The organism is Polaromonas sp. P5_D5 (assembly GCF_054049435.1).
Genome location: NZ_JBFUMJ010000002.1, coordinates 1,014,713 through 1,033,503, shown reverse-complemented (window position 1 = coordinate 1,033,503; position 18,791 = coordinate 1,014,713). Strand labels below are relative to the sequence as shown.

Genomic DNA, 18,791 nt, shown 5'->3' with positions numbered 1-18,791 from the left:
TGCCATGAAGACCATCCAGTACCAAATCGAGGGCGGCATTGCCACCATCACGTTTGACGAACCAGACTCCCCCGTCAACACCATGTGCCTGCAGTGGCAGGACGATCTCACTGAAGTCACCGCGCAGGTGGTGAAAGACAAAGACGCCCTCAAAGGCATCATCCTCGCCTCCGCCAAAAGCACTTTTTTTGCCGGCGCTGACTTGAAGGCCGTGATGCGCCTCACACCGGCCGACGCGCCCAAGGCCTACGCAGAGATCGAACGCGTCAAGAAAAACTTCCGTACCCTCGAAACGCTGGGCATCCCCGTGGCTAGTTGCCTTAACGGCACGGCACTGGGCGGCGGCTGGGAAGTCGCATTGGTCGCCCACTACCGCGTGGCGGTGGACGACCGTAAAACGCAGTTTGGCCTGCCCGAGGTCACGCTGGGCCTGCTGCCGGGCGCCAGCGGCGTGAGCAAGATGACGCGCCACCTTGGCTTGATGGGCGCGCAACCCTATCTGGTCGAAGGTAAAACCTTTAACCCGCGTGAGGCGCTTGAGCTGGGACTGGTGCACGAGCTGGTGGCCGATGCCGATGAGCTGCGCGGCAAAGCACTTGCCTGGATCGCCACCAACCCCACAGCCCAGCACCCCTGGGAAGCCCGGGACTACAAAATCCCGGGCGGCACGCCGGCCAACCCCAAGATCGCCGCGGCGCTCAGCGCCGCGCCCGCCATGCTCAAAAAGCAGACGCGCGGCCTCTACCCCGCGCCTGAAGCCATCCTGGCCTGCATGGTGGAAGGCACACAGGTGGACCTGGAAACCGCCTTTCGCATCGAAAGCCGCTACCTCGCCAAACTCATGACGGGCACCAATGCCAAGGCCATGATCAACACCTTTTTCTTCGACATGAACGCCATCAAGAGCGGGCAGTCGCGGCCCAAAGGCGTAGGGCGTTTCAGGCCTGCCAAGGTCGGCCTGCTGGGCGCCGGCATGATGGGTGCGGGCATCGCTTACGCACAAGCCAGCAAAGGCATTGCCACCGTGCTCAAGGACGTGAGCCAGGACAAGGCCGAAGCCGGCAAGGCTTACAGCAGCAAGATCACCGCGCCGCGTGTGGAGAAGGGCCGCATGACGGCCGCCGAGCAAAGCGCCCTGCTCTCTCGCATCACCGCGACCGACCAGGTTGCGGAACTGGCCGGCTGCGACCTCATCATCGAGGCCGTCTTCGAGCGGCGCGACCTCAAGGCCAAAGTGACTCAGGAGGCCGAGCCTTTGCTGGCACCCGGCGGTTTCTTCGCATCCAACACCTCAACCTTGCCCATCAGCAGCCTGGCCACGGCAAGCGACAGGCCCGAAAAATTCATCGGCATCCACTTCTTCAGCCCTGTCGACAAGATGAAGCTGGTCGAGATCATTCGCGGCAAGCAGACCGACGACGAAACCGTGGCCAGCGCTTTCGACTACGTGCAGGCCCTGGGCAAGATCCCCATCGTGGTGAACGATGCGCGCGGCTTTTACACCAGCCGCACCTTCGGCACCTTTGTGATGGAAGGCGCGGCCATGCTGGGCGAAGGCATTCCCGCCGCCGCGATTGAAAATGCCGGTATCCAGGCCGGCATGCCCGTCGGCCCGCTGGCCGTGCTGGACGAAACCGCGTTGTCACTGAGCGTGCACGTGCTGGACCAGACACGCACCGACTTCACCGCAGAGGGCAAGACCTACACCGCCACGCCCGGCGAGCTGCTGGTCGAACGGATGGTAAAAGAGTTGAAGCGCCCCGGCCGCGCGGCCGGTGGTGGCTTTTACGACTACCCCACCGAGCCAGGCGCGAAAAAACACCTGTGGCCCGAACTCAAGCCCCTGTTTGAAAAACCCGGCGCCGCCTGGGACATCAACGAACTCAAAGACCGGCTGCTTTACCGCCAGGCTGTGGAGACTGCCCGATGCCTCAGCGAAGGGGTGCTGACCACCGTGCATGACGCCAACATCGGCTCCATCTTCGGCATCGGCTTTCCGGCCTGGACCGGCGGCGCGATGCAGTTTATCTACGGCATGGGGATTGACGCCTTTGTCTCGCGCTGCGGCGAACTGGCCAAAAAATTCGGGCCCGGCTTTACGCTCACGGGTGCGGTCAAAGATGCGATTCGCCAGCATCAGCCGGTTTACTGAGCTGCTTCGTTTAACTCACCCATCCTCCCATTCATCTCATCGATCCATATCCAAATATCCACTTCATGCCAAGACTCCAAAACAAGATCAGCATCATCACCGGCGCAGCCCAGGGCATTGGTCTGGCCACCGCACTCAAGTTTGCCCAGGAAGGCGCCACCGTCATCGTCTGCGACGTGAAACAAGCCGGGGTGGATGATGCCGTCAAGCAGTGCCAGGCCCTGGGCGCGCAGGCCGTCGGTTATGTGATGGATGTGACCCAGCGCGCCATGGTGGATGCGGTGGTCGGCAAGGTCAAAGACCAGTTCGGCCGCGTCGACGTGCTGGTCAACAACGCCGGCATCACCCAGGACGCACGCCTGCAGAAAATGACGCTCGAACAGTTCGACAAGGTGATCGACGTGAACCTGCGCGGCGTCTTTCACTGCGCACAAGCCGTGGCCGACACCATGACAACGCAAGGCAGCGGCGTGATCCTCAATGCGAGTTCAGTCGTCGGCATCTACGGCAACTTCGGCCAGACGAATTACGCCGCCAGCAAGTTCGGCGTGATCGGCTTCACCAAAACCTGGAGCCGCGAACTGGGCCCCAAGGGCGTGCGCGTGAATGCCGTGGCCCCCGGTTTTATTTCAACGCCCATCCTCAGCACTATCCCCGACAAGGTACTGAAGGAGATGGAGGCCCATGTGCCGCTCAGGCGCCTCGGACGGCCCGAGGAGATTGCCAATGTCTATGCCTTCCTCGCGAGCGATGAGGCGAGTTATATCAATGGGGCAGTGATTGAGGTTTCTGGTGGGATGTCGGTCTAGGGTGGTATCGGGTGGTATCGCGAAAATGACTTCCTGCTGTCGGGAACCATGCTTGACCGAACAATCAGGCCCTGCGCTCACGGATAGCTTTTGATTTTCTAAGCTCGCTCATCAACTCTTCAACAAAAGTGGTAGCTCGTGCTTCCGGGTTCTCATCACCAAGAAACCATTTCGCGTGGTTGCTCACTGAAGTAGTGGCCCAGACAGTTTGATTGGTCTTTAGATCGACTAAAGACCATCGGATACTAAAACTTGCTCCGGTATTAGATTGCATGACCGAGGCAGGAAACACAATCAAACGATGCGAAGCGCCAAAAAGTCTTTCTTCGTCCTGTGTGGCCTTGATTACCTCTTCAACTGGAACACGTGTACTGGTGTTGGAAGGGTTTGGGCCTTTTTCTTCCAGGGAGAACTGGGTGGCAAATGGGGAATCGTTAAACCAAAGTTGCTTGGACGAGATATTTTCCTTGCTCAATGAATCATTTAGCTGACGCTTTACTTCTGCCAGGAATTTCCTTCCCAGAGCTCCTTCACGCAAGTCAAGAAATGAGTAGACGTAAACCGAACTTACACGATTCTCTCCCGCGAATTCAGGCGCGTTCGAGCGAAAAGATGTAGTCGCGCAAGCTGAAAGAAGAGCAATGGCGAGAAGTAGCAATACTTTTTTCAAGGGATCCTCTGGAATGATTGATGACTCAACATGGTGACGGCCGTTCCGTGCTCTCGGGGGGCCGACCTTGAAGCAAACAAGACGCGCCCATGCTTGCTGGCGATTCTATGCGTGCAACTTGCGAGCTGTATTCTTCAAAAATAGGCTGGTGCGGGCAAATAGCCAATCCTGTTGCCTATTCACGGCTTCCACGATTCAACATGCCGCTCATGACAATCTGCAATATAGATATAGCTTTTTAGTTCTTTGGGAGATGCAGGAGAATCCACAAAATGCACCCACAGATGGTCACAAATCCGAACTCGGTAGTTGACGACCTCATCGATCGCATCACTGCGATCGTGCTGCGGACCTATGAGGTTGACCAACTCTTGCCTCACGAAAGCGCCGAGCGCCTCTCGCTTGCCGCGCATGAACTCGTGAGCGCCATTTCGACGGACACAGGGCAAATCGAGTTCTCCTGTGAGCTGACCCTTGCCGCTCACGAAAGGAAAAGCGCATTTCTGGTGAGGGTGCAGGGCCAGGCCGCCTATGAAACCCCGATCTGGCGCATCAATGAGATCTATAACGTGGTTGTGGACCCGCTTGACCGCGGGGAATCCTTATTTGCCGACCTGCAATAGATTCACCCGATTGTGGCCGCGGAAGGCTTCATCTGCCGCAGCCACGCCCCCGGCGACAAACCCACACTCCCCTTGAAGCGCCGGCTGAAATGGCTCTGGTCGGCAAAACCGCAGGCAGCGGCCACCTCGGCCAGGCCCTGCCCGGCCAGCATGGCTGACTGGGCGCGTTCGATGCGCACGGCGTTGAGGTAGATATGCGGCGGAACGCCAAACTGCCGGGCGAAGGCGCGGGTCAGGTGAACACGCGACAAGCCGGCCTCGCCTGCGAAGGCATCGACGGTGATGTCCTGGTCGAAGTGGCTGCGCAGGTAGTCGCGAATGCGGGCCATGCGTGCAACGCCAGCCAGCTTCACATCATCGCCTGAGCGCCGCTCTCCATAGCGCTGCAGCAAGCGCACCAGCACATTGCGCGTGAGCTCTTCAGCGCGCAGCGACTCCTGCGCCTGACCGCCTGCGCCTATGGCTCGCGTCAGCGCACGACCCATGGCGGCGTCGCGCACCACAGGTTGGCAAAAGTAGGCCGCCATGTCGAGGCCAGCTTCCTTGTCGCGGCATTCGTTCACCACCTGCTGCGACACATACAGCATGCTGTAGCCAAAGCCTTCCTGCGTGCCGCGCTGGCCGTCATGCGGCTCGTCGGGATTAAAAAGAATCACATCGCCGCGCAGGCTGGCGTGCAGCGTGCCGCCGCAGTGAAAGGTCTGCACGCCGGAGGCGGTGACGCCGATGGAATAGGTTTCGTGGCTGTGGCGCTCGAAGGTGTGTTCGGTGAAGTGCGCGTTCATCTGCGTCACACCGGCGAGTGCGCCGGGACGAAAGCGGGCCCAGTCTTTGGGCGTGGGGGCCTGGGCGTCGTGCATGAAACAATCGTAAAGGAAACAATCGTACAAGACGCGGTAGCCCTGGACAAGGAGACTCCCCTTCAACCGCATTCAACCGCCATGAAAGAGGAGTTCACATGAAAGAAGCCGTAGACCTGCAGACCAAGCTCGCGACCTTTGAAGGCCACTGGCAGCCGCGCACCGTGAGCGAGTTCAACGGGCACGACGTGATGGTCGTCAAGGTGCAGGGGGAATTCAGCTGGCATTCGCACCCGGAGAGCGACGACTTCTTCCTGGTGCTCAAGGGCGAGCTGCACATCGACATCGACGGCCAGCCCACCGTTACGCTCAAGCCCGGCCAGCTGTATGTGGTGCCGCGCGGCGTGCGTCATCGTCCGCGGGCACCGCAAGAGGCGCACCTGCTGCTGATTGAGCCGACCGGCGCGCCCAACAGCGGCGATGCGGCCACAGCGGCGCCGCGCCGGGTGATCTGAGGCCGGTTGAGACCGGGCAAATGCTAGATACTTGACTTTGTCAACTAATTGATTGACGATATCAGCCATGGCCTCGTCAATTAATACCACCGCCTCAAGCACGCCTGCCCCGCCCCAGACTGGAGCGCCCTCCGCTTCTACAGCCCACGTCAAGGCCGTGCGAAGCTTTAACCGCTTCTACACCCAGCGCATCGGCGTGCTGGACCCTTATCTGGACAGCGAGTTTTCGCTGACGGAGGTGCGGGTGTTGTATGAACTGGCCCACCGCGACCAGCCCACGGCCACTGAGCTGGGGCGCGACCTGGCGCTGGACGCGGGTTACCTGAGCCGCATCCTGCGCCGCTTCGAAAGCCAAGGCTGGCTGGCGCGCGCGTCTTCGCCAGCGGACGCGCGGCAAAGCCTGCTGAAGCTGACCAAGGCCGGCCACGCTGCATTTGCGCCGCTGCAGCAGCGCTCCCGTGACGAAGCCGCCGCCCTGCTGGCCGCGCTGGCGCCGGACCACCAGCAAAAGGTGGTGACGGCCATGACCACGGTGCAGCGGCTTTTGGCCAGCAGCACGGAACCTGCCGCAACACGAACCGTGCTGTTGCGCGACCCCGGGCCCGGCGACATCGGCTGGGTGGTGCAGCAACACGGTGAAATTTACGCGCGTGAATACGGCTGGAACAGCGAGTTCGAGGCCTTGGTGGCCGATATTGCCGGCAAGTACCTCAAGAACCACCAGCCGGAGTGGGAGAAGTGCTGGGTAGCCGAAGTCGACGGTGAGCGGGCGGGCGCGGTGTTTGTGGCGCGTAAATCAGCCACCGTGGCCCAGCTGCGCATGTTGATCCTCACGCCGCAGGCGCGCGGACTTGGCCTGGGCGGGCGCCTGGCCGACGAGTGCATCACATTTGCGCGCAGCAAGAGCTACAAAAAAATGGTGCTCTGGACCAACAGCTGCCTGGACGCAGCGCGCGCCATTTACGCCAGGCGTGGTTTCAAGCTGACCAGGAGCGAGCCCTACCATGGCTTTGGGAAAGAAAACCTGGTGGGCGAAACCTGGGAGCTGCGGCTGTAGCCGCCATGCAGGGCATGTCGGGCGCTGGCTCAAAAATTTACGCCATTTTGGCCTCCAGCCCATATCCAACGAGCGCAAGCAGCTATCTTATTAATAGCAAACGGCGGCCCTTGGTCTCCTGTGTACGGGCTGTGGTGCATCAATGAAGCGGCGATAATTGGTGCATGAGCACCCCTCCCGCCGAAGACCACCCGAAACCCCGATCCCTCTCCGACCTTTTCATCTCATTCACCTTGCTGGCGCTTCAGGGCTTTGGCGGTGTACTGGCTGTCGTGCAACGCGAGCTGGTCGAAAAAAAGCGCTGGATGACGCGCGAGGAATTCATTGAAGACTGGGCCGTCGCGCAAATCATGCCCGGGCCCAATGTAGTCAACATCTCACTGATGATAGGTGGCCGCTACTTCGGCCTCAAGGGCGCCCTGGCCGCGCTGGCCGGCATGCTGACCGTGCCGCTGGTGCTCGTGCTGCTGCTGGCGGTGGTCTATGCCCAGTTTGCCGGGCATCCCGGCGTGGCTGGCGCGCTGCGCGGCATGGGCGCCGTGGCAGCCGGGCTGATCGGCGCGACCGGCCTGAAACTGTTCGGCGCGCTCAAGAAAAACGTGCTGGGCCTGCAGCTGTGCGCCGCGTTCGGTGTGGCATGTTTCGTGGCCATCGCCCTGCTGCGCTTTCCCCTGGCCTATGTGCTGCTGGGGCTGGGCGGCGTGGCCTGTGTGCTCGCTTACCGCAGGCTGGCACCATGACCGAATCGCTGCACCTCGTCTTCGGCGCGCGGGAGTGGTTGGACCTCTTCCTGCATTACCTCTCGCTGTCGCTGCTGTCGATAGGCGGGGCCATCACCACCGCTCCCGACATGCACCGTTTCCTGGTCGACAAACAGCACTGGTTGACCGACGCGCAGTTCAACGCGTCCATTGCCATTGCGCAATCAGCCCCCGGGCCGAATGTGCTGTTCATCGCTTTGCTGGGCTGGAATGTGGGGCTGAACGCAGGGGGCATGCTGACCGGGCTGCTGGGCGTTTTCCTGGCGATGCTGGGCATCCTGATTCCGAGCACCACCCTCACCTACCTGGCTGCGCAGTGGGGGCACCGCAACCGCGAGCTGCGCGCGGTGCGGGCTTTCAAGCAGGGCATGGGGCCCATTGTGGTGGCCTTGCTGATCGCGACAAGCTGGATATTGGCCACCGCCAACGGCAGTTCGCTGAAAGACTGGCCGGTGTGGTTGCTGGCGGCCACCACCGCCGTGATTGTCTGGCGCAGCAAGATCCATCTGCTGTGGCTGCTGGGCGCCGGCGCATTGCTGGGCTGGTATGGGCTGGTCTAGAGGCCCGTTCCGGGGCGGCTACTCTGGTTTGCCGCGCCGGTGAAAGTACACCATGCGCGCAGCCTGCCGCATGGGTTCGGTGTCCAGGGCCATATTGAAGATCCAGTCTGCCTGAAAGCGGTCAAACAGCCAGCGTAAGGTGCGCTTGGCGCGGAACTTCGGATAGTGCCGCACCAGCCCTTGCGCCGGATCGGCCGGGTCGCTGCCGTCGACCGCGCCCTCCTGCAAAAAGGCGGCTACCGCGCTGCCCACCGCATCGCCATGCTGCAGGGCCGTATGGATGCCACCGGCCGTCACGGGCGACACCATGCCGGCAGCGTCACCGACCAGCATGACGCGTGCATCGGACACCCGCTTCAGCACCCCGCCGCAGGGAATCATGCCGGCGCGCGTCGCCAGCGGACTTGCGTTGCCGACATCCACATGCGGCGCGATTTTTTCCATGAAAGCACCCATCCATGCCTGTTTGGCAGGCACGGACGCGCCTGAAGGCGACATCCGCCTGGCCAGCCCGATCTGGTGAATGCCGGCACCCGCAACGGCCCAGCCGATGTAGCCGGGCGCGAGCTGACGGTCTATGAAGCAGTGCAGCAGGTTGGCATCCAGCCGGGCCTGGCCGTATTCATGCTCGATGCCAAAGAGAAACTGGGTATTGAGCGACAGGCCCAAAGCCTTGGCCACACGTGAATGGGGGCCGTCGGCGCCGACCAGGTAGCGGGCCTGCAGCACCATCGGCTCCTGCGAGGTGACCGACTTGACCGACACGGCCCAACCGCCGCTGTCTCGCGCAGCCTGCTCGAACAGCGTGCCGGCCAGCAAGGTGACACCGTCCGCCACGACGGACGCACACATCCAGTCCAGCAGGGCCGGTGTATCGGTTGCCCAGAAGTAATACCCGGGCGCGTGCAGATCGACATGGCGAAGATTGGGCGAATAAAGCCTCACACCGTCCACCTGCCGCACCAGCGCCGCGGGTACTTGCCGCAACCACGGGATGGTGTCTATGGCATCTTTCACGATGATGCCGGTGGTGTGCAGCTTGTCGCCGGAAGAAGTCTTCTTTTCGACAATGGCGACCTGCAGGCCCGCCCTGGCCGCGGCGCGCGCGCAGGCCAGCCCGGCAAAACTGGCGCCTATGACGACCAGGTCGAAGTGCTGCGGCGTCGTCATGCCCTGCGCTGGCGCAGGGCTTCGTACAGGCACACCCCGCTGGCTACGGACACATTCAGGCTTTCCACCGCGCCATGCATCGGGATGCTGACCAGTTCATCGCAAGTCTTGCGCGTGAGCTGGCGCATGCCCTCACCTTCAGCGCCGAGCACCAGCGCCACGGGGCATTTCAGGTCCACGTCGTAAATTGTTTTTTCCGCATCGTCGCTGGTGCCTATGCACCAGATGTTGCGTTCCTTGAGCTCGCCGAGGGTGCGGGCCAGGTTGGTCACCATGAAATAAGGCATGGTTTCGGCGGCGCCACTGGCGACCTTGGCGACGGTCGCGTTGATGCCGGCCGCGTGGTCCTTGGGCGCGATGACAGCATGGGCGCCGGCGCCATCGGCCACACGCAGGCAGGCGCCGAGGTTGTGTGGGTCGGTCACGCCGTCGAGCACCAGCAGCAGCGGCTGGGCCACACCGGCTTCTTCGAGTTGCTCCAGCAATTCGTCGAGCGATTTGACCTGCGCCAGTGCGTCGACCCGGGCCACAACGCCCTGGTGGCCGTGGCTGCCGCACATCTTTGCCAGGCGCAAACCGTCGGATTCGATCAACCGCACACCCGCCTCCCGGGCCCGGTCCGTGAACTGGCGCATGCGCGCATCGCGGCGGGACACATCGAAAAACACTTCCAGGACGGATTGGGGCGCTGTTTTGATACGAACGCCGACGGCATGGAAGCCAAAAAGCACTTTGGGAGAAGAAGACATGGCAGCGATTATCACTGTTGGCCGTAATTGGCATTACTACCGGTGTATCGGGTGCGACGAGCGGGGCACAATGGCCTCCGGGCAGGACTAAAATAGTAACAATTTGTTGAACCTGTTGAATAATCCCGCTCTGCTGACTGCAGGGCACCTGGAGGCGCTATGGGCTTGAGACTGAAATTCAATTTGGTGCTGGTCGTGGTTTTTTTGGCCGGCTTTGCCGCGGCCGGCTACATCTCGCGCCAGCTGCTGCAGGACAATGCGCGCGAAGAGGTTCTGCGCAACGCCCGCCTCATGATGGACACCGCGCTTTCCGTACGGGCCTACACCGTCGAGCAGATCAAGCCGCACCTGGACAAACAACTCGAGGAAGTGTTCCTGCCCCAGACCGTTCCGGCCTACGCCGCCACCGAAACGCTGGGCCACATCCAGAAAAAGTACCGTGACTACGGCTACAAGGAAGCCACGCTGAACCCGACCAACCCGCGCGACCGCGCCACCGACTGGGAAGCGGACATCGTCCAGCAATTCCGCCAGAACGCCGAATCGAAAGAACTGATTTCCGAGCGTGCCGCCGCCACCGGCCGCCTGCTTTATATAGCCAAGCCCATTCAGATCACCAACGCGGCGTGCCTGCAGTGCCACAGCGTGCCGGCCAATGCGCCCGCCAGCATGATCAAGATCTACGGCGAGGCCAACGGCTTCGGCTGGAAACACAACGAAATCATCGGCGCGCAGGTTGTCACCGTTCCCATGGACATTCCCATCCGCAACGCAGACCGCACCTTCAAGACCTTCATGGTCTCACTGGCAACTGTCTTCGCCGTGGTTTTTGTCGTACTTAACCTGATGCTGAGCTGGCTCATCGTGCGGCCTATCCGCCGCATGTCCCAGGCCGCCGACAAGGTGAGCACCGGTGACTTTGATGTACCGGAATTCGCTGACGGCGGAAAAGACGAAGTGTCCGTGCTCGGCGGCGCGTTCAACCGCATGCGGCGCAGCCTCGAAAAAGCCATGCAGATGATCGACCACGGCGCCTGATGTCCGGCCGGGCTCAATAATTCACAGGCACCCTCAGCCCCCACGAATCGATCCCACGAATGGAAGAACCGGAAGAAACAACGCAAGCCCTGCCCGTGCGTCCCACAGGCGGCGAAGGCAAGGACGCGGCTGCGCTTCTGCCGGGGCAAACCGTTTTTGAATATCGCATCGACAAGATGCTGGGCGGTGGCGGCTTCGGCATCACCTATCTGGCGCAGGACATCAACCTGCAGCTGCCGGTAGCCATCAAGGAGTACTTTCCCGGCGACCTGGCCGTGCGTTCGGAAGACCTGTCAGTGCACGTGCGCTCAAGCGCGAACAACGGCCAGTTCAATTGGGGGCTGGAGCGTTTCCTCGACGAAGCGCGGGCGCTGGCGTCCTTTCGCCACCCAAACATCGTGCGGGTGCTGCGTTACTTCAAGCAAAACGGGACCGCCTACATCGTCATGGAATACGAGTCCGGCGACCCGCTCAAGCGCTGGCTGGCCAGGCAGCCGGCGCTGGACCAGCAGGGCCTGCTGAAGATCATCTACCCGTTGATGGACGGGCTGGAAGCGGTGCACAAGGTGAATTTCCTGCACCGCGACATCAAGCCGGACAACATCTACATCCGCGCCGACGGCACGCCGGTGCTGCTCGACTTCGGTGCCGCCCGGCGCGTGACCGGCAACCACGACATGACCAACATCGTGAGCCCGGGCTTCGCACCGTTTGAGCAGTACCACAGCAAGGGCCACCAGGGGCCTTGGACGGACGTCTATTCGCTGGGTGCGGTGATGTACTGGATGACGACGGGCCACAAGCCCATGGAGTCGGCCTCGCGGGTGCGCGAGGACACCATGCCCAAGGCGGCCGACACGGCCAGCGCGGTGGTCTTCGGTGCGCCCCTGCTGCGCGCCATCGACTGGGCCATGATGCCCAACGAAACACAGCGCCCGCAGGACGTCGGAGCCCTGCGCCAGGCCCTGATCAGCTCGGACTTTCTCAAGACGCAGACCATCCGCGCCGCCAACCCGTCGTCCAACACAGCCGCCATTGCCCCGGTAGCGACGGTAGCGCCGCAGACCGATACGTCAACCACAAAGACAAGCAAGCTGCTGTCCGAAAGCGCCGTGCTCGCCTACGCGGCCAATTCCCAGTCCATTCCGCTCAACAGTGCCGAAAACCTGCGCAAGAACGTACTGGGCACGATCATGTTCCTGGACCTGGTGTCCTACTCCACCTATTCGGTTGACCAACAGGTGGCACTGAAGACCCTGTTCAACGAACTCATCACCAAGGCCATCGGCGGCGTGAAGGAGTCGTCGCGCATCATGATCGACACCGGCGACGGCGCGGCGATCTGCTTTCTGGGCGACCCCGAAGAGGCCCTGCAGTCGGCCCTGCTGCTGCGCGACCTGCTGGTACAAAAGTACGGCCGCAAGCTGTCCCTGAGGGTGGGCCTGCACCTGGGGCCAATCCGCATGGTGTTTGACATCAACAACCGCGTCAATGTGGTGGGCGACGGCATCAATGTGGCTCAGCGCATCATGGACTTTTCCAGGCCCAACCAGATCGTGGTCTCGCGTGCCTATTACGACGTGATTTCACGCATCACCGACAGCGCCGCCAGCCTCTTCGACTACCTCGGCCCGCACATGGACAAGCATCTGCGCTCGCACGAGATCTATGCGGTGCTGGACCCGAACGCCGCACCGGCCGCGCCGATGTCCCGCAACATGGAGTTCGAACACACCGCCTCTTTTGCCGCGCTGGCGTCGCTCACCCCGGAAATCGCGCTGGAAATTGAAAACGAGCTGGCCAAGGCCATCGGGCCGCTGGCCAAGGTGCTGGTCAAGAAAGCCATTCCGCGCACGGTCAGCGCCCAGGGGCTCCGCGACCTGCTGGCCATTTCCATTCCCGATGCGACGGCCCGCGAAGCCTTCCTGAAGCCGCGCCACGCCAGCGCGACGGTGAATTCGGGGTTGCATGGCGCCAGTGGCCCATTGCGGTCTACCGGCGGCAGCAGCAGCTACAGCCGGCCCATTTCCTCGACGTTTTCCCGCCCCTTGCGCAGCGACATGAGCCGGCCCCTGTCCACGTCGGCAACGACATCCGGAACGACCTCGGCATCCTCCACATCAATCAATGTGCAGAATTTCAATGCGGAGCTGCAGGCGCAGCTGGAACGCGCGCTCAGCCAGCATATCGGCCCGCTCGCCAAAACCCTGGTGCGCAAGGAAGCAGCCCGGCAGCTTACCTTTCTGGCACTGATCCACGCTTTGGCGCAGCAGATTGACCGGCCTGATGATCGCGCGAAATTTCTGGCCATCGCGCAGAAAATGCACGGCGGGCGCTGAGGGCGGCTTTTACGCCCCGCAATACGCTATGCTTTTGATAGCTGCTTGCGCCCGATGACAAAGGCCTTCAGGCCATTTCCCCTTATGCTTTTCCGCTGGGGAACTCTCGGCATCACGCCGGGCTGACACGCCCCGCATCAATGGTGATGCGACGCTCACAGCGCGACGCGATGGCCTGGTCATGCGTCACCAGTACCAGGGTCGTGCCGAGTTCGCGGTTGAGCTCAAACATCAGCGACATCACCGTCTCGCCGGTGGCAAAGTCCAGGCTGCCTGTCGGCTCATCGGCCAGCAGCACCGCCGGCTGCACCACAAAAGCACGGGCCAGCGCCACACGCTGCTGTTCGCCACCCGACAACACTTTCGGGTAGTGGCCCAGCCGCTCCCCCAGGCCGACACGCTTGAGCATGTCGGTGGCCAGCGAGCGTGCGTTTTTGGCGCCCGACAGCTCCAGCGGCAGCATGACGTTCTCAAGCGCCGTCAAATTGCCCATGAGCTGAAAGCTCTGGAAGACAAACCCGACCTTCTGCGCACGCAGGGCGGCCCGGTCGTCTTCGCTGATTGCAAAGATGTCCTGCCCCGCCAGCCTGACCGTGCCCTGCGTGGGCGTGTCCAGCCCTGCGATGATGGACAGCAAGGTGCTTTTGCCGGAACCCGACGCACCGACAATGGCAGCGGTTTCCCGCGGGGCCAGGGCGAAGTCAATATCGCGCAAAATGGCCAATGTGCCGGTGGAGTCCGTGACTGACTTGAAAACATGCTCAACGGAAATAATTGAAGACGTCGGGGACGGTGCGGGCACAGCGGAAGCCGTAGCCCTGGAACCATCATTCACGCCACTCACCACGGGTTCAAACATGTCGGCCTTGTCAGGAAATATGAATTCAGACTTTACCAAGCTTGCCCTTGCGGCGGCAAAACGTTTGCTAAAACCTTTCGGGGCGCTGCTTGTGGCCGCCGTGATGGGTGGCGGCGCTCCGGCGGCAATGGCGCAAACGCCGGCGCCCAAAGGGGAAACCATTCTGGTGGTCGGTGATTCACTCAGCGCCGAATACGGCCTGAAACGCGGAACCGGCTGGGTGCCGCTGCTTGAAAAACAGCTTGCCAGCGAAAAAAAGACTGCCAAAGTCGTCAACGCCAGCATCAGTGGCGACACCACTTCGGGCGGCAGTTCACGCCTCCCGGCGCTGCTGGCACGGCACAAGCCTGCGGTGGTGGTGATTGAGCTGGGCGGCAACGATGCACTGCGGGGATTGCCGCTGGACATGACCGAAAAGAATCTTGTCACGATGACGCAGGCGTCCAAAAAAACAGGGGCCCGGGTGCTGCTGGTGGGCATGCAGGTACCGCCCAACTACGGCAGTGCCTACGCGGCCACGTTTTCAGGGCTGTTCGGCAAGGTTGCCAAGGCGGAAAAAGTGGCCCTGGTGCCCTTCTTTCTCAAGGGCATTGCCGACGCGGCCGACCCGGTGGCCAACTTCCAGGCTGACCGGATCCACCCGAACGAGCAGTCGCAGGCGAAGATGCTTGCCAATGTGTGGCCCGAGCTGAAGAAACTGGTCAAGTGAGCCTGGACCGCATTTCCGCCGAAGAAGCGCTCGAAACGCTCGGACGTTATTCCGGGGTGATTGACGCCCGCAGCGAAGGCGAATACGCCGAAGACCACCTCCCGGGCGCGGTGAACTGGCCCAGCCTGCACGACGAGGAACGCAAAATCGTCGGCACCAAATACAAGCAGATCAGCCAGTTCGAAGCCAAAAAACTGGGCGCGGCGCTGGTGGCCAAAAACATTGCCGAGCACATCCAGCGTGATGTACTGGACAAACCCCGCGAATGGCAACCGCTGCTGTACTGCTGGCGCGGCGGCAAGCGCAGCGGCTCGCTGGCGCTGGTGCTGGACCAGATCGGCTTCAAGGTGACGCTGGTGGACGGCGGTTACAAGGCATTTCGCGCCGCGCTGGTGGCGGATTTGCCGCAGCTGGCCGGCCGCTTTAACTACCGGGTGGTGTGCGGCCCCACAGGTTCGGGCAAGACCCGGCTGCTGCAGGCCCTGGCGGCCGAAGGCGCGCAGGTGTTGGACCTGGAAGCGCTGGCCAACCACCGCAGCTCGGTGCTGGGCGCCATCCCCGGCGTGCAGCAGCCCAGCCAGAAGGCGTTTGACAGCAGCATCTGGGCTGCGCTGAAACGTTTTGATCCGGCCCAGCCGGTCTACATTGAAAGTGAAAGCAAGAAAGTCGGCAATGTGGCCGTGCCGGAAGGCCTGATCACCGCCATGCGGGCCAGCCCTTGCCTGCAGCTGGACCTGCCCGAAGATGAACGGGTGGCCCTGCTGCTGGAAGACTATGACTTTTTCGTAAAGGACATCGCGTTCTTCTGCGAGCGCCTGGGCGCACTGACGGAAGCACGCGGCAAGGCCACAGTGCAGGACTGGCAGGCCCGCGCCCGCAGCGGCGACGTGGCTTCCGTGGTGCGTGAGTTGCTGGTCAAGCACTACGACCCAGGTTACCTGCAGTCGATGCAGCGCAATTTTTCCGGGCATGCCACGGCCCGTGTGCTTTCGCCGCAGGATCACAGCACCGCAGCCATGACCGCGCTGGCGCAAGCCCTACAGGCTGAAAATTCCGCCCCCTGAAACGACAAACCCGGCTGACCTTCACAGGTGTTGCCGGGTTTTTGATTGCCTGCCGTTTTTTTGGCTTTTTTGCGTTTTGTTGCTATCAAATCAATAGCTTCTTGCGCTTGTCCATCAAGGGCTATAGCCTTTTTTCATCAAGAATCGGGAGGCTCAGGGGGCCGGGTCTACAGGTGGAAGGCCACCGGGCGCCTCACCGTCGACATCGGGCGTATCGGTCCCGTCGTCAGCGGCATCGTCCGGCTTGCCCTCTGCCTTGCGCTTGAGCTTTTCTTCTTTTTTGCGTTTTTTCGCAAGCTCTTTCTGGCGCTTTTCGTAAGAGTAATTGGGAGTTGCCACTGCGTGCTTTCGTGAATAGGTAACCCTTACTGTACTGCATTGCCGTCACGGTATGCCAAGCCTTTGGTCAGGCTTTTTCCAGCGCCTGGGCAATGTCCGCCTGCAGGTCTGCAACGGCCTCCAGGCCCACCGAAAAGCGCACCAGGCCCCCCTTGTATGGCCATGGCGTGGTGGTGCGCAGGGCCGGTATGTCGTACGGCGCGCACAGGCTCATGGGGCCCGCCCAGCTGTAGCCCAGTTTGAAGAGCTTGAGACTGTCACAAAAGCGGTCCACCCGGTCCTGCGTGAACTCCGGCTTGAAAACGGCACTCATCAGGCAGGCGGCGCCCCTGCTGTCGCGTTTCCAGGTTTCATGGCCAGGCGAGCCGGGCAACGCTGGATGCAGCATGGCTGCGATTTGCGGCCGGGTTTGCAGCCAGCCGGCCAGCTCCCGCGTCGCAGCATCCTGGGCGGCATAACGCAAGGCCATGCTGTTAAGGCCGCGCAACACCAGTTCGGCATCGTTGCCGCCCACGCCATAACCCACGCGCATGTGGCAAAAATGGACCAGGTGGTGCAGCGCCTCGTCGCGCGTGACGACGGAGCCCATCAGTACATCGGCACCACCGCTGGGGTATTTGGTCAGGGCCTGGACCGAAATATCGAGCCCCAGGTCAAACGCATTGAAAGCCAGGCCGGCGCCCCAGGTGTTGTCGAGTGCGGTCACGATGCCGGCGGGATGCGCATTCTGGTGCGCCTTGACCGCGGCGACCAGCGCCGGCATGTCGGGAAACTCCAGCGTGATGGAGCCCGGCGCTTCGATCCATACCAGCCGGGTTTTGGGGCCCAGCTTGGCGGCGAGGTCTGCGGGGTTCATCGCGTCGTAGAAGCGGTGGGTGATGCCCCAGGCGGCCAGTTCGCCCTGCGCGAAGCTCTTGTTGGGCCCGTAGGCGTTGTCGGGAATCAGCAGCTCGTCGCCGGCCTTGAGCAGCGCCATGCCAACCAGCACCACTGCCGCCAGGCCGCTGGGCACCAGGGTGCAGTACTTGCCTCCTTCCAGGGTGGCGATGCGCTCTTCCAGCGTGAAGGTGGTCGGCGTGCCGTGCAGGCCGTAGGTGTAGCCGGTCTTGTGCTTCCAGTCGCGGGTGCGCAGCGCGGCGACGGTCGGGAATGCAATGGTAGAGGCTTTGTAGACCCCGGGCGGGATGGCGTCAAAGCCGGCGGGTGGCTTGTACGGGTGGTGGATCAGGGTGGTGGAAATGTCGGATGGAGAATCGCTCATGTGGGGATATTACGGCAGTTTTCCGGTCTTGCTCAACCCTCGTTGGGGGTGATCCGGCCATCATGGACACACGAATTGGCTTGTTGGTCCGCGTGACGTAGTGAGCCGAAAAATCCCTCCGGGCAACATCGGCAAGCACCTCATTGCTCCTTGTCGAAATAGCCTTCGTCTGTGATGCCCATCGACTTCGCCAAGTCTTGGCGCAAGGCCGCACCACTCGGACTTTCGGTGCTTACCAAACACAGTGTGTTGGTGCCTCTCCACAAGTAGGATGCAACACGTCCTATCGCATTGAAGCGTGCTACTTCAAGGGCAGGTTTCGTTGCTTTGAAAAGTAGCTCGACCACCACGCAGTAAACGTCGCCGTCGAATATTTGCACCGATCGAACCGCATGAAAATCATCGTATGCGTATTCATCGAAACCTCTCTTGAGAAAGGGAGAGGTTTTCCACTTGCGAATGCGCTTTGTTTTTTGATTGATGTCAAAGTTGAAGCTGCCATGCCGGAAAGTCCACAGCGTCGTCCATAGGACAATCATCACCGTGAATGCACCACCGCCGACGACAAGTAATGACAGCCAGGAATCGCGTGCCTCACGACCCAAAAATGCCATGAACCCGCCACAAAATAGGCCCACTAACAGGAAGAAGATCCCTCTGGCCAAGCCGGCTGGCGCTCCCGTTTGAAGCGATCGCCAGTTGTGCGGTCCGTCAGCGGACGGCAAGACCGGCGGACTTTGCATCATGAGGCGCTGACCAGTGCCAAACCGACGTATCGGACGCCGCTAAATCTTCCACTTCGCCATCAACTGCGCTGGTGACAACGAGTCGTAGCCCTCAAACGGCTGGTGGATCCACGGATTGGTGGGCAGCAGTTCGACCGAATAATCAGGCTGGAAGGTCGAGACGCCCTTGGTCCAGATCACGGCGCTGCGGAGTTCTGTGATCGGTTTGTAGTTGTTCTTGAGCTGGTGGATCACCGCGTTGAGCGTGTGGCCGGAATCGGCCAGGTCGTCGACCAGCAGCACCTTGCCGGCGATCTCGCCCTTGGGCGTGGTGATGAAGCGGGCAATGTCGAGGTTGCCCTGCGTCATGCCGGCGTCGGCGCGGTAGGAGCTGGTAGACATGATGGCCAGCGGCTTGTCGAAAATGCGCGAAAGAATGTCGCCGGGACGCATGCCGCCGCGGGCCAGGCACAGGATGGTGTCAAATTGCCAGCCGGACTGATGGATCTTGATGGCCAGTTTTTCAATCAGGTTGTGGTACTCGTCATAGCTCACATAGAGATGCTTGCCGTCTTCTGTCAACATGAAATG

General features: G+C 61.6%; 20 protein-coding genes. 11 read left to right on the top strand and 9 right to left on the bottom strand.

Going from position 1 to position 18,791, the window contains the following annotated elements; all coding sequences use genetic code 11:
- Window positions 1–4 precede the first annotated feature (4 nt).
- Both ACXJKE_RS11475 and fabG read left to right on the top strand, forming a co-directional pair.
- Window positions 5–2,152 (top strand): 3-hydroxyacyl-CoA dehydrogenase NAD-binding domain-containing protein, encoded by a 2,148-nt coding sequence (locus ACXJKE_RS11475; RefSeq protein ID WP_457280698.1) that lies wholly within the window; start codon window positions 5–7, stop codon window positions 2,150–2,152.
- 65 nt (window positions 2,153–2,217) lie between these two features.
- Window positions 2,218–2,961: a 3-oxoacyl-ACP reductase FabG gene (gene fabG, locus ACXJKE_RS11470; RefSeq protein ID WP_457280697.1), complete on the top strand. Its 744-nt coding sequence runs from the start codon at window positions 2,218–2,220 to the stop codon at window positions 2,959–2,961.
- 64 nt (window positions 2,962–3,025) lie between these two features.
- Here the strand turns inward: fabG and ACXJKE_RS11465 are convergent, their stop codons facing one another.
- Entirely contained in the window at window positions 3,026–3,631 is a 606-nt protein-coding gene (locus ACXJKE_RS11465) for a hypothetical protein (RefSeq protein WP_457280696.1), read from the bottom strand.
- Between the two features lie 272 nt (window positions 3,632–3,903).
- Between ACXJKE_RS11465 and ACXJKE_RS11460 the strand changes: the two genes are divergently transcribed.
- The gene (locus tag ACXJKE_RS11460) at window positions 3,904–4,254 is read left to right on the top strand and encodes a hypothetical protein (protein ID WP_457280695.1); all 351 of its coding nucleotides are present in this window, start codon (window positions 3,904–3,906) and stop codon (window positions 4,252–4,254) included.
- Window positions 4,255–4,256: 2 nt separating this feature from the next.
- On the opposite strand, the gene ACXJKE_RS11455 is transcribed toward ACXJKE_RS11460, so the two are convergent.
- Complete coding sequence (locus ACXJKE_RS11455) at window positions 4,257–5,114, bottom strand: AraC family ligand binding domain-containing protein (RefSeq protein ID WP_457280694.1); 858 nt, start codon at window positions 5,112–5,114, stop codon at window positions 4,257–4,259.
- Window positions 5,115–5,212: 98 nt separating this feature from the next.
- Between ACXJKE_RS11455 and ACXJKE_RS11450 the strand changes: the two genes are divergently transcribed.
- The 4 genes from ACXJKE_RS11450 to ACXJKE_RS11435 all read left to right on the top strand — a co-directional run bounded on the left by ACXJKE_RS11450 (window position 5,213) and on the right by ACXJKE_RS11435 (window position 7,947).
- Window positions 5,213–5,569: a cupin domain-containing protein gene (locus ACXJKE_RS11450; protein ID WP_457280693.1), complete on the top strand. Its 357-nt coding sequence runs from the start codon at window positions 5,213–5,215 to the stop codon at window positions 5,567–5,569.
- 67 nt (window positions 5,570–5,636) lie between these two features.
- Window positions 5,637–6,626 (top strand): bifunctional helix-turn-helix transcriptional regulator/GNAT family N-acetyltransferase, encoded by a 990-nt coding sequence (locus ACXJKE_RS11445; RefSeq protein ID WP_457280692.1) that lies wholly within the window; start codon window positions 5,637–5,639, stop codon window positions 6,624–6,626.
- Window positions 6,627–6,790: 164 nt separating this feature from the next.
- A complete protein-coding gene (locus ACXJKE_RS11440; protein ID WP_457280691.1) occupies window positions 6,791–7,366 on the top strand; it encodes a chromate transporter in 576 nt (191 codons plus the stop codon).
- Window positions 7,363–7,947, top strand: coding sequence for a chromate transporter (locus tag ACXJKE_RS11435; RefSeq protein WP_457280690.1), 585 nt, complete (start codon window positions 7,363–7,365; stop codon window positions 7,945–7,947). The genes ACXJKE_RS11440 and ACXJKE_RS11435 overlap by 4 nt, the downstream gene beginning before the upstream one ends.
- A gap of 18 nt (window positions 7,948–7,965) precedes the next feature.
- On the opposite strand, the gene ACXJKE_RS11430 is transcribed toward ACXJKE_RS11435, so the two are convergent.
- Window positions 7,966–9,117, bottom strand: a complete 1,152-nt coding sequence (locus tag ACXJKE_RS11430) for an NAD(P)/FAD-dependent oxidoreductase (RefSeq protein ID WP_457280689.1) — start codon at window positions 9,115–9,117, stop codon at window positions 7,966–7,968.
- On the bottom strand, window positions 9,114–9,866 hold the full coding sequence (gene rlmB, locus ACXJKE_RS11425; RefSeq protein ID WP_457280688.1) for a 23S rRNA (guanosine(2251)-2'-O)-methyltransferase RlmB: 753 nt from the start codon (window positions 9,864–9,866) through the stop codon (window positions 9,114–9,116). Before rlmB ends, ACXJKE_RS11430 begins: the two co-directional genes overlap by 4 nt.
- 159 nt (window positions 9,867–10,025) lie before the next feature.
- Here rlmB and ACXJKE_RS11420 point away from each other — a divergent pair, with 159 nt between their 5' ends.
- Window positions 10,026–10,904 carry a c-type heme family protein gene (locus tag ACXJKE_RS11420; RefSeq protein ID WP_457280687.1) on the top strand — a complete coding sequence of 293 codons (879 nt, stop codon included), beginning with the start codon at window positions 10,026–10,028 and terminating at the stop codon, window positions 10,902–10,904.
- A 59-nt stretch (window positions 10,905–10,963) separates the two neighbouring features.
- Window positions 10,964–13,243 (top strand): protein kinase domain-containing protein, encoded by a 2,280-nt coding sequence (locus ACXJKE_RS11415; protein WP_457280686.1) that lies wholly within the window; start codon window positions 10,964–10,966, stop codon window positions 13,241–13,243.
- A gap of 112 nt (window positions 13,244–13,355) precedes the next feature.
- On the opposite strand, the gene ACXJKE_RS11410 is transcribed toward ACXJKE_RS11415, so the two are convergent.
- Window positions 13,356–14,102 carry an ABC transporter ATP-binding protein gene (locus tag ACXJKE_RS11410; protein ID WP_457280685.1) on the bottom strand — a complete coding sequence of 249 codons (747 nt, stop codon included), beginning with the start codon at window positions 14,100–14,102 and terminating at the stop codon, window positions 13,356–13,358.
- A 103-nt stretch (window positions 14,103–14,205) separates the two neighbouring features.
- Here ACXJKE_RS11410 and ACXJKE_RS11405 point away from each other — a divergent pair, with 103 nt between their 5' ends.
- Both ACXJKE_RS11405 and mnmH read left to right on the top strand, forming a co-directional pair.
- The gene (locus tag ACXJKE_RS11405; RefSeq protein ID WP_457280986.1) at window positions 14,206–14,811 is read left to right on the top strand and encodes an arylesterase; all 606 of its coding nucleotides are present in this window, start codon (window positions 14,206–14,208) and stop codon (window positions 14,809–14,811) included.
- Complete coding sequence (gene mnmH, locus ACXJKE_RS11400) at window positions 14,808–15,875, top strand: tRNA 2-selenouridine(34) synthase MnmH (RefSeq protein ID WP_457280684.1); 1,068 nt, start codon at window positions 14,808–14,810, stop codon at window positions 15,873–15,875. The genes ACXJKE_RS11405 and mnmH overlap by 4 nt, the downstream gene beginning before the upstream one ends.
- A 153-nt stretch (window positions 15,876–16,028) precedes the next feature.
- Here mnmH and ACXJKE_RS11395 read toward each other — a convergent pair whose 3' ends face one another.
- The 4 genes from ACXJKE_RS11395 to ACXJKE_RS11380 form a co-directional block, all read right to left on the bottom strand.
- Window positions 16,029–16,214 (bottom strand): hypothetical protein, encoded by a 186-nt coding sequence (locus ACXJKE_RS11395; RefSeq protein WP_457280683.1) that lies wholly within the window; start codon window positions 16,212–16,214, stop codon window positions 16,029–16,031.
- Between the two features lie 67 nt (window positions 16,215–16,281).
- Entirely contained in the window at window positions 16,282–17,475 is a 1,194-nt protein-coding gene (locus ACXJKE_RS11390; protein ID WP_457280682.1) for a PLP-dependent transferase, read from the bottom strand.
- Window positions 17,476–17,615: 140 nt separating this feature from the next.
- Window positions 17,616–18,221 (bottom strand): hypothetical protein, encoded by a 606-nt coding sequence (locus ACXJKE_RS11385; RefSeq protein ID WP_457280681.1) that lies wholly within the window; start codon window positions 18,219–18,221, stop codon window positions 17,616–17,618.
- 39 nt (window positions 18,222–18,260) lie between these two features.
- Window positions 18,261–18,785 (bottom strand): phosphoribosyltransferase, encoded by a 525-nt coding sequence (locus tag ACXJKE_RS11380; RefSeq protein ID WP_411877599.1) that lies wholly within the window; start codon window positions 18,783–18,785, stop codon window positions 18,261–18,263.
- Window positions 18,786–18,791 lie beyond the last annotated feature (6 nt).

Excerpts from the sequence above, each read along its gene's own strand:
- ACXJKE_RS11405 (WP_457280986.1), top strand. The coding sequence starts at position 14,206 with ATGGGTGGCGGCGCTCCGGCGGCAATGGCGCAAACGCCGGCGCCCAAA.
- fabG (WP_457280697.1), top strand. The coding sequence starts at position 2,218 with ATGCCAAGACTCCAAAACAAGATCAGCATCATCACCGGCGCAGCCCAG.
- ACXJKE_RS11390 (WP_457280682.1), bottom strand. The coding sequence starts at position 17,475 with ATGAGCGATTCTCCATCCGACATTTCCACCACCCTGATCCACCACCCG.
- ACXJKE_RS11415 (WP_457280686.1), top strand. The coding sequence starts at position 10,964 with ATGGAAGAACCGGAAGAAACAACGCAAGCCCTGCCCGTGCGTCCCACA.
- ACXJKE_RS11445 (WP_457280692.1), top strand. The coding sequence starts at position 5,637 with ATGGCCTCGTCAATTAATACCACCGCCTCAAGCACGCCTGCCCCGCCC.
- ACXJKE_RS11440 (WP_457280691.1), top strand. The coding sequence starts at position 6,791 with ATGAGCACCCCTCCCGCCGAAGACCACCCGAAACCCCGATCCCTCTCC.
- ACXJKE_RS11420 (WP_457280687.1), top strand. The coding sequence starts at position 10,026 with ATGGGCTTGAGACTGAAATTCAATTTGGTGCTGGTCGTGGTTTTTTTG.
- rlmB (WP_457280688.1), bottom strand. The coding sequence starts at position 9,866 with ATGTCTTCTTCTCCCAAAGTGCTTTTTGGCTTCCATGCCGTCGGCGTT.
- ACXJKE_RS11455 (WP_457280694.1), bottom strand. The coding sequence starts at position 5,114 with ATGCACGACGCCCAGGCCCCCACGCCCAAAGACTGGGCCCGCTTTCGT.
- ACXJKE_RS11410 (WP_457280685.1), bottom strand. The coding sequence starts at position 14,102 with ATGTTTGAACCCGTGGTGAGTGGCGTGAATGATGGTTCCAGGGCTACG.
- ACXJKE_RS11475 (WP_457280698.1), top strand. The coding sequence starts at position 5 with ATGAAGACCATCCAGTACCAAATCGAGGGCGGCATTGCCACCATCACG.
- ACXJKE_RS11430 (WP_457280689.1), bottom strand. The coding sequence starts at position 9,117 with ATGACGACGCCGCAGCACTTCGACCTGGTCGTCATAGGCGCCAGTTTT.
- ACXJKE_RS11380 (WP_411877599.1), bottom strand. The coding sequence starts at position 18,785 with ATGTTGACAGAAGACGGCAAGCATCTCTATGTGAGCTATGACGAGTAC.
- ACXJKE_RS11460 (WP_457280695.1), top strand. The coding sequence starts at position 3,904 with ATGCACCCACAGATGGTCACAAATCCGAACTCGGTAGTTGACGACCTC.
- ACXJKE_RS11435 (WP_457280690.1), top strand. The coding sequence starts at position 7,363 with ATGACCGAATCGCTGCACCTCGTCTTCGGCGCGCGGGAGTGGTTGGAC.
- ACXJKE_RS11450 (WP_457280693.1), top strand. The coding sequence starts at position 5,213 with ATGAAAGAAGCCGTAGACCTGCAGACCAAGCTCGCGACCTTTGAAGGC.
- ACXJKE_RS11385 (WP_457280681.1), bottom strand. The coding sequence starts at position 18,221 with ATGATGCAAAGTCCGCCGGTCTTGCCGTCCGCTGACGGACCGCACAAC.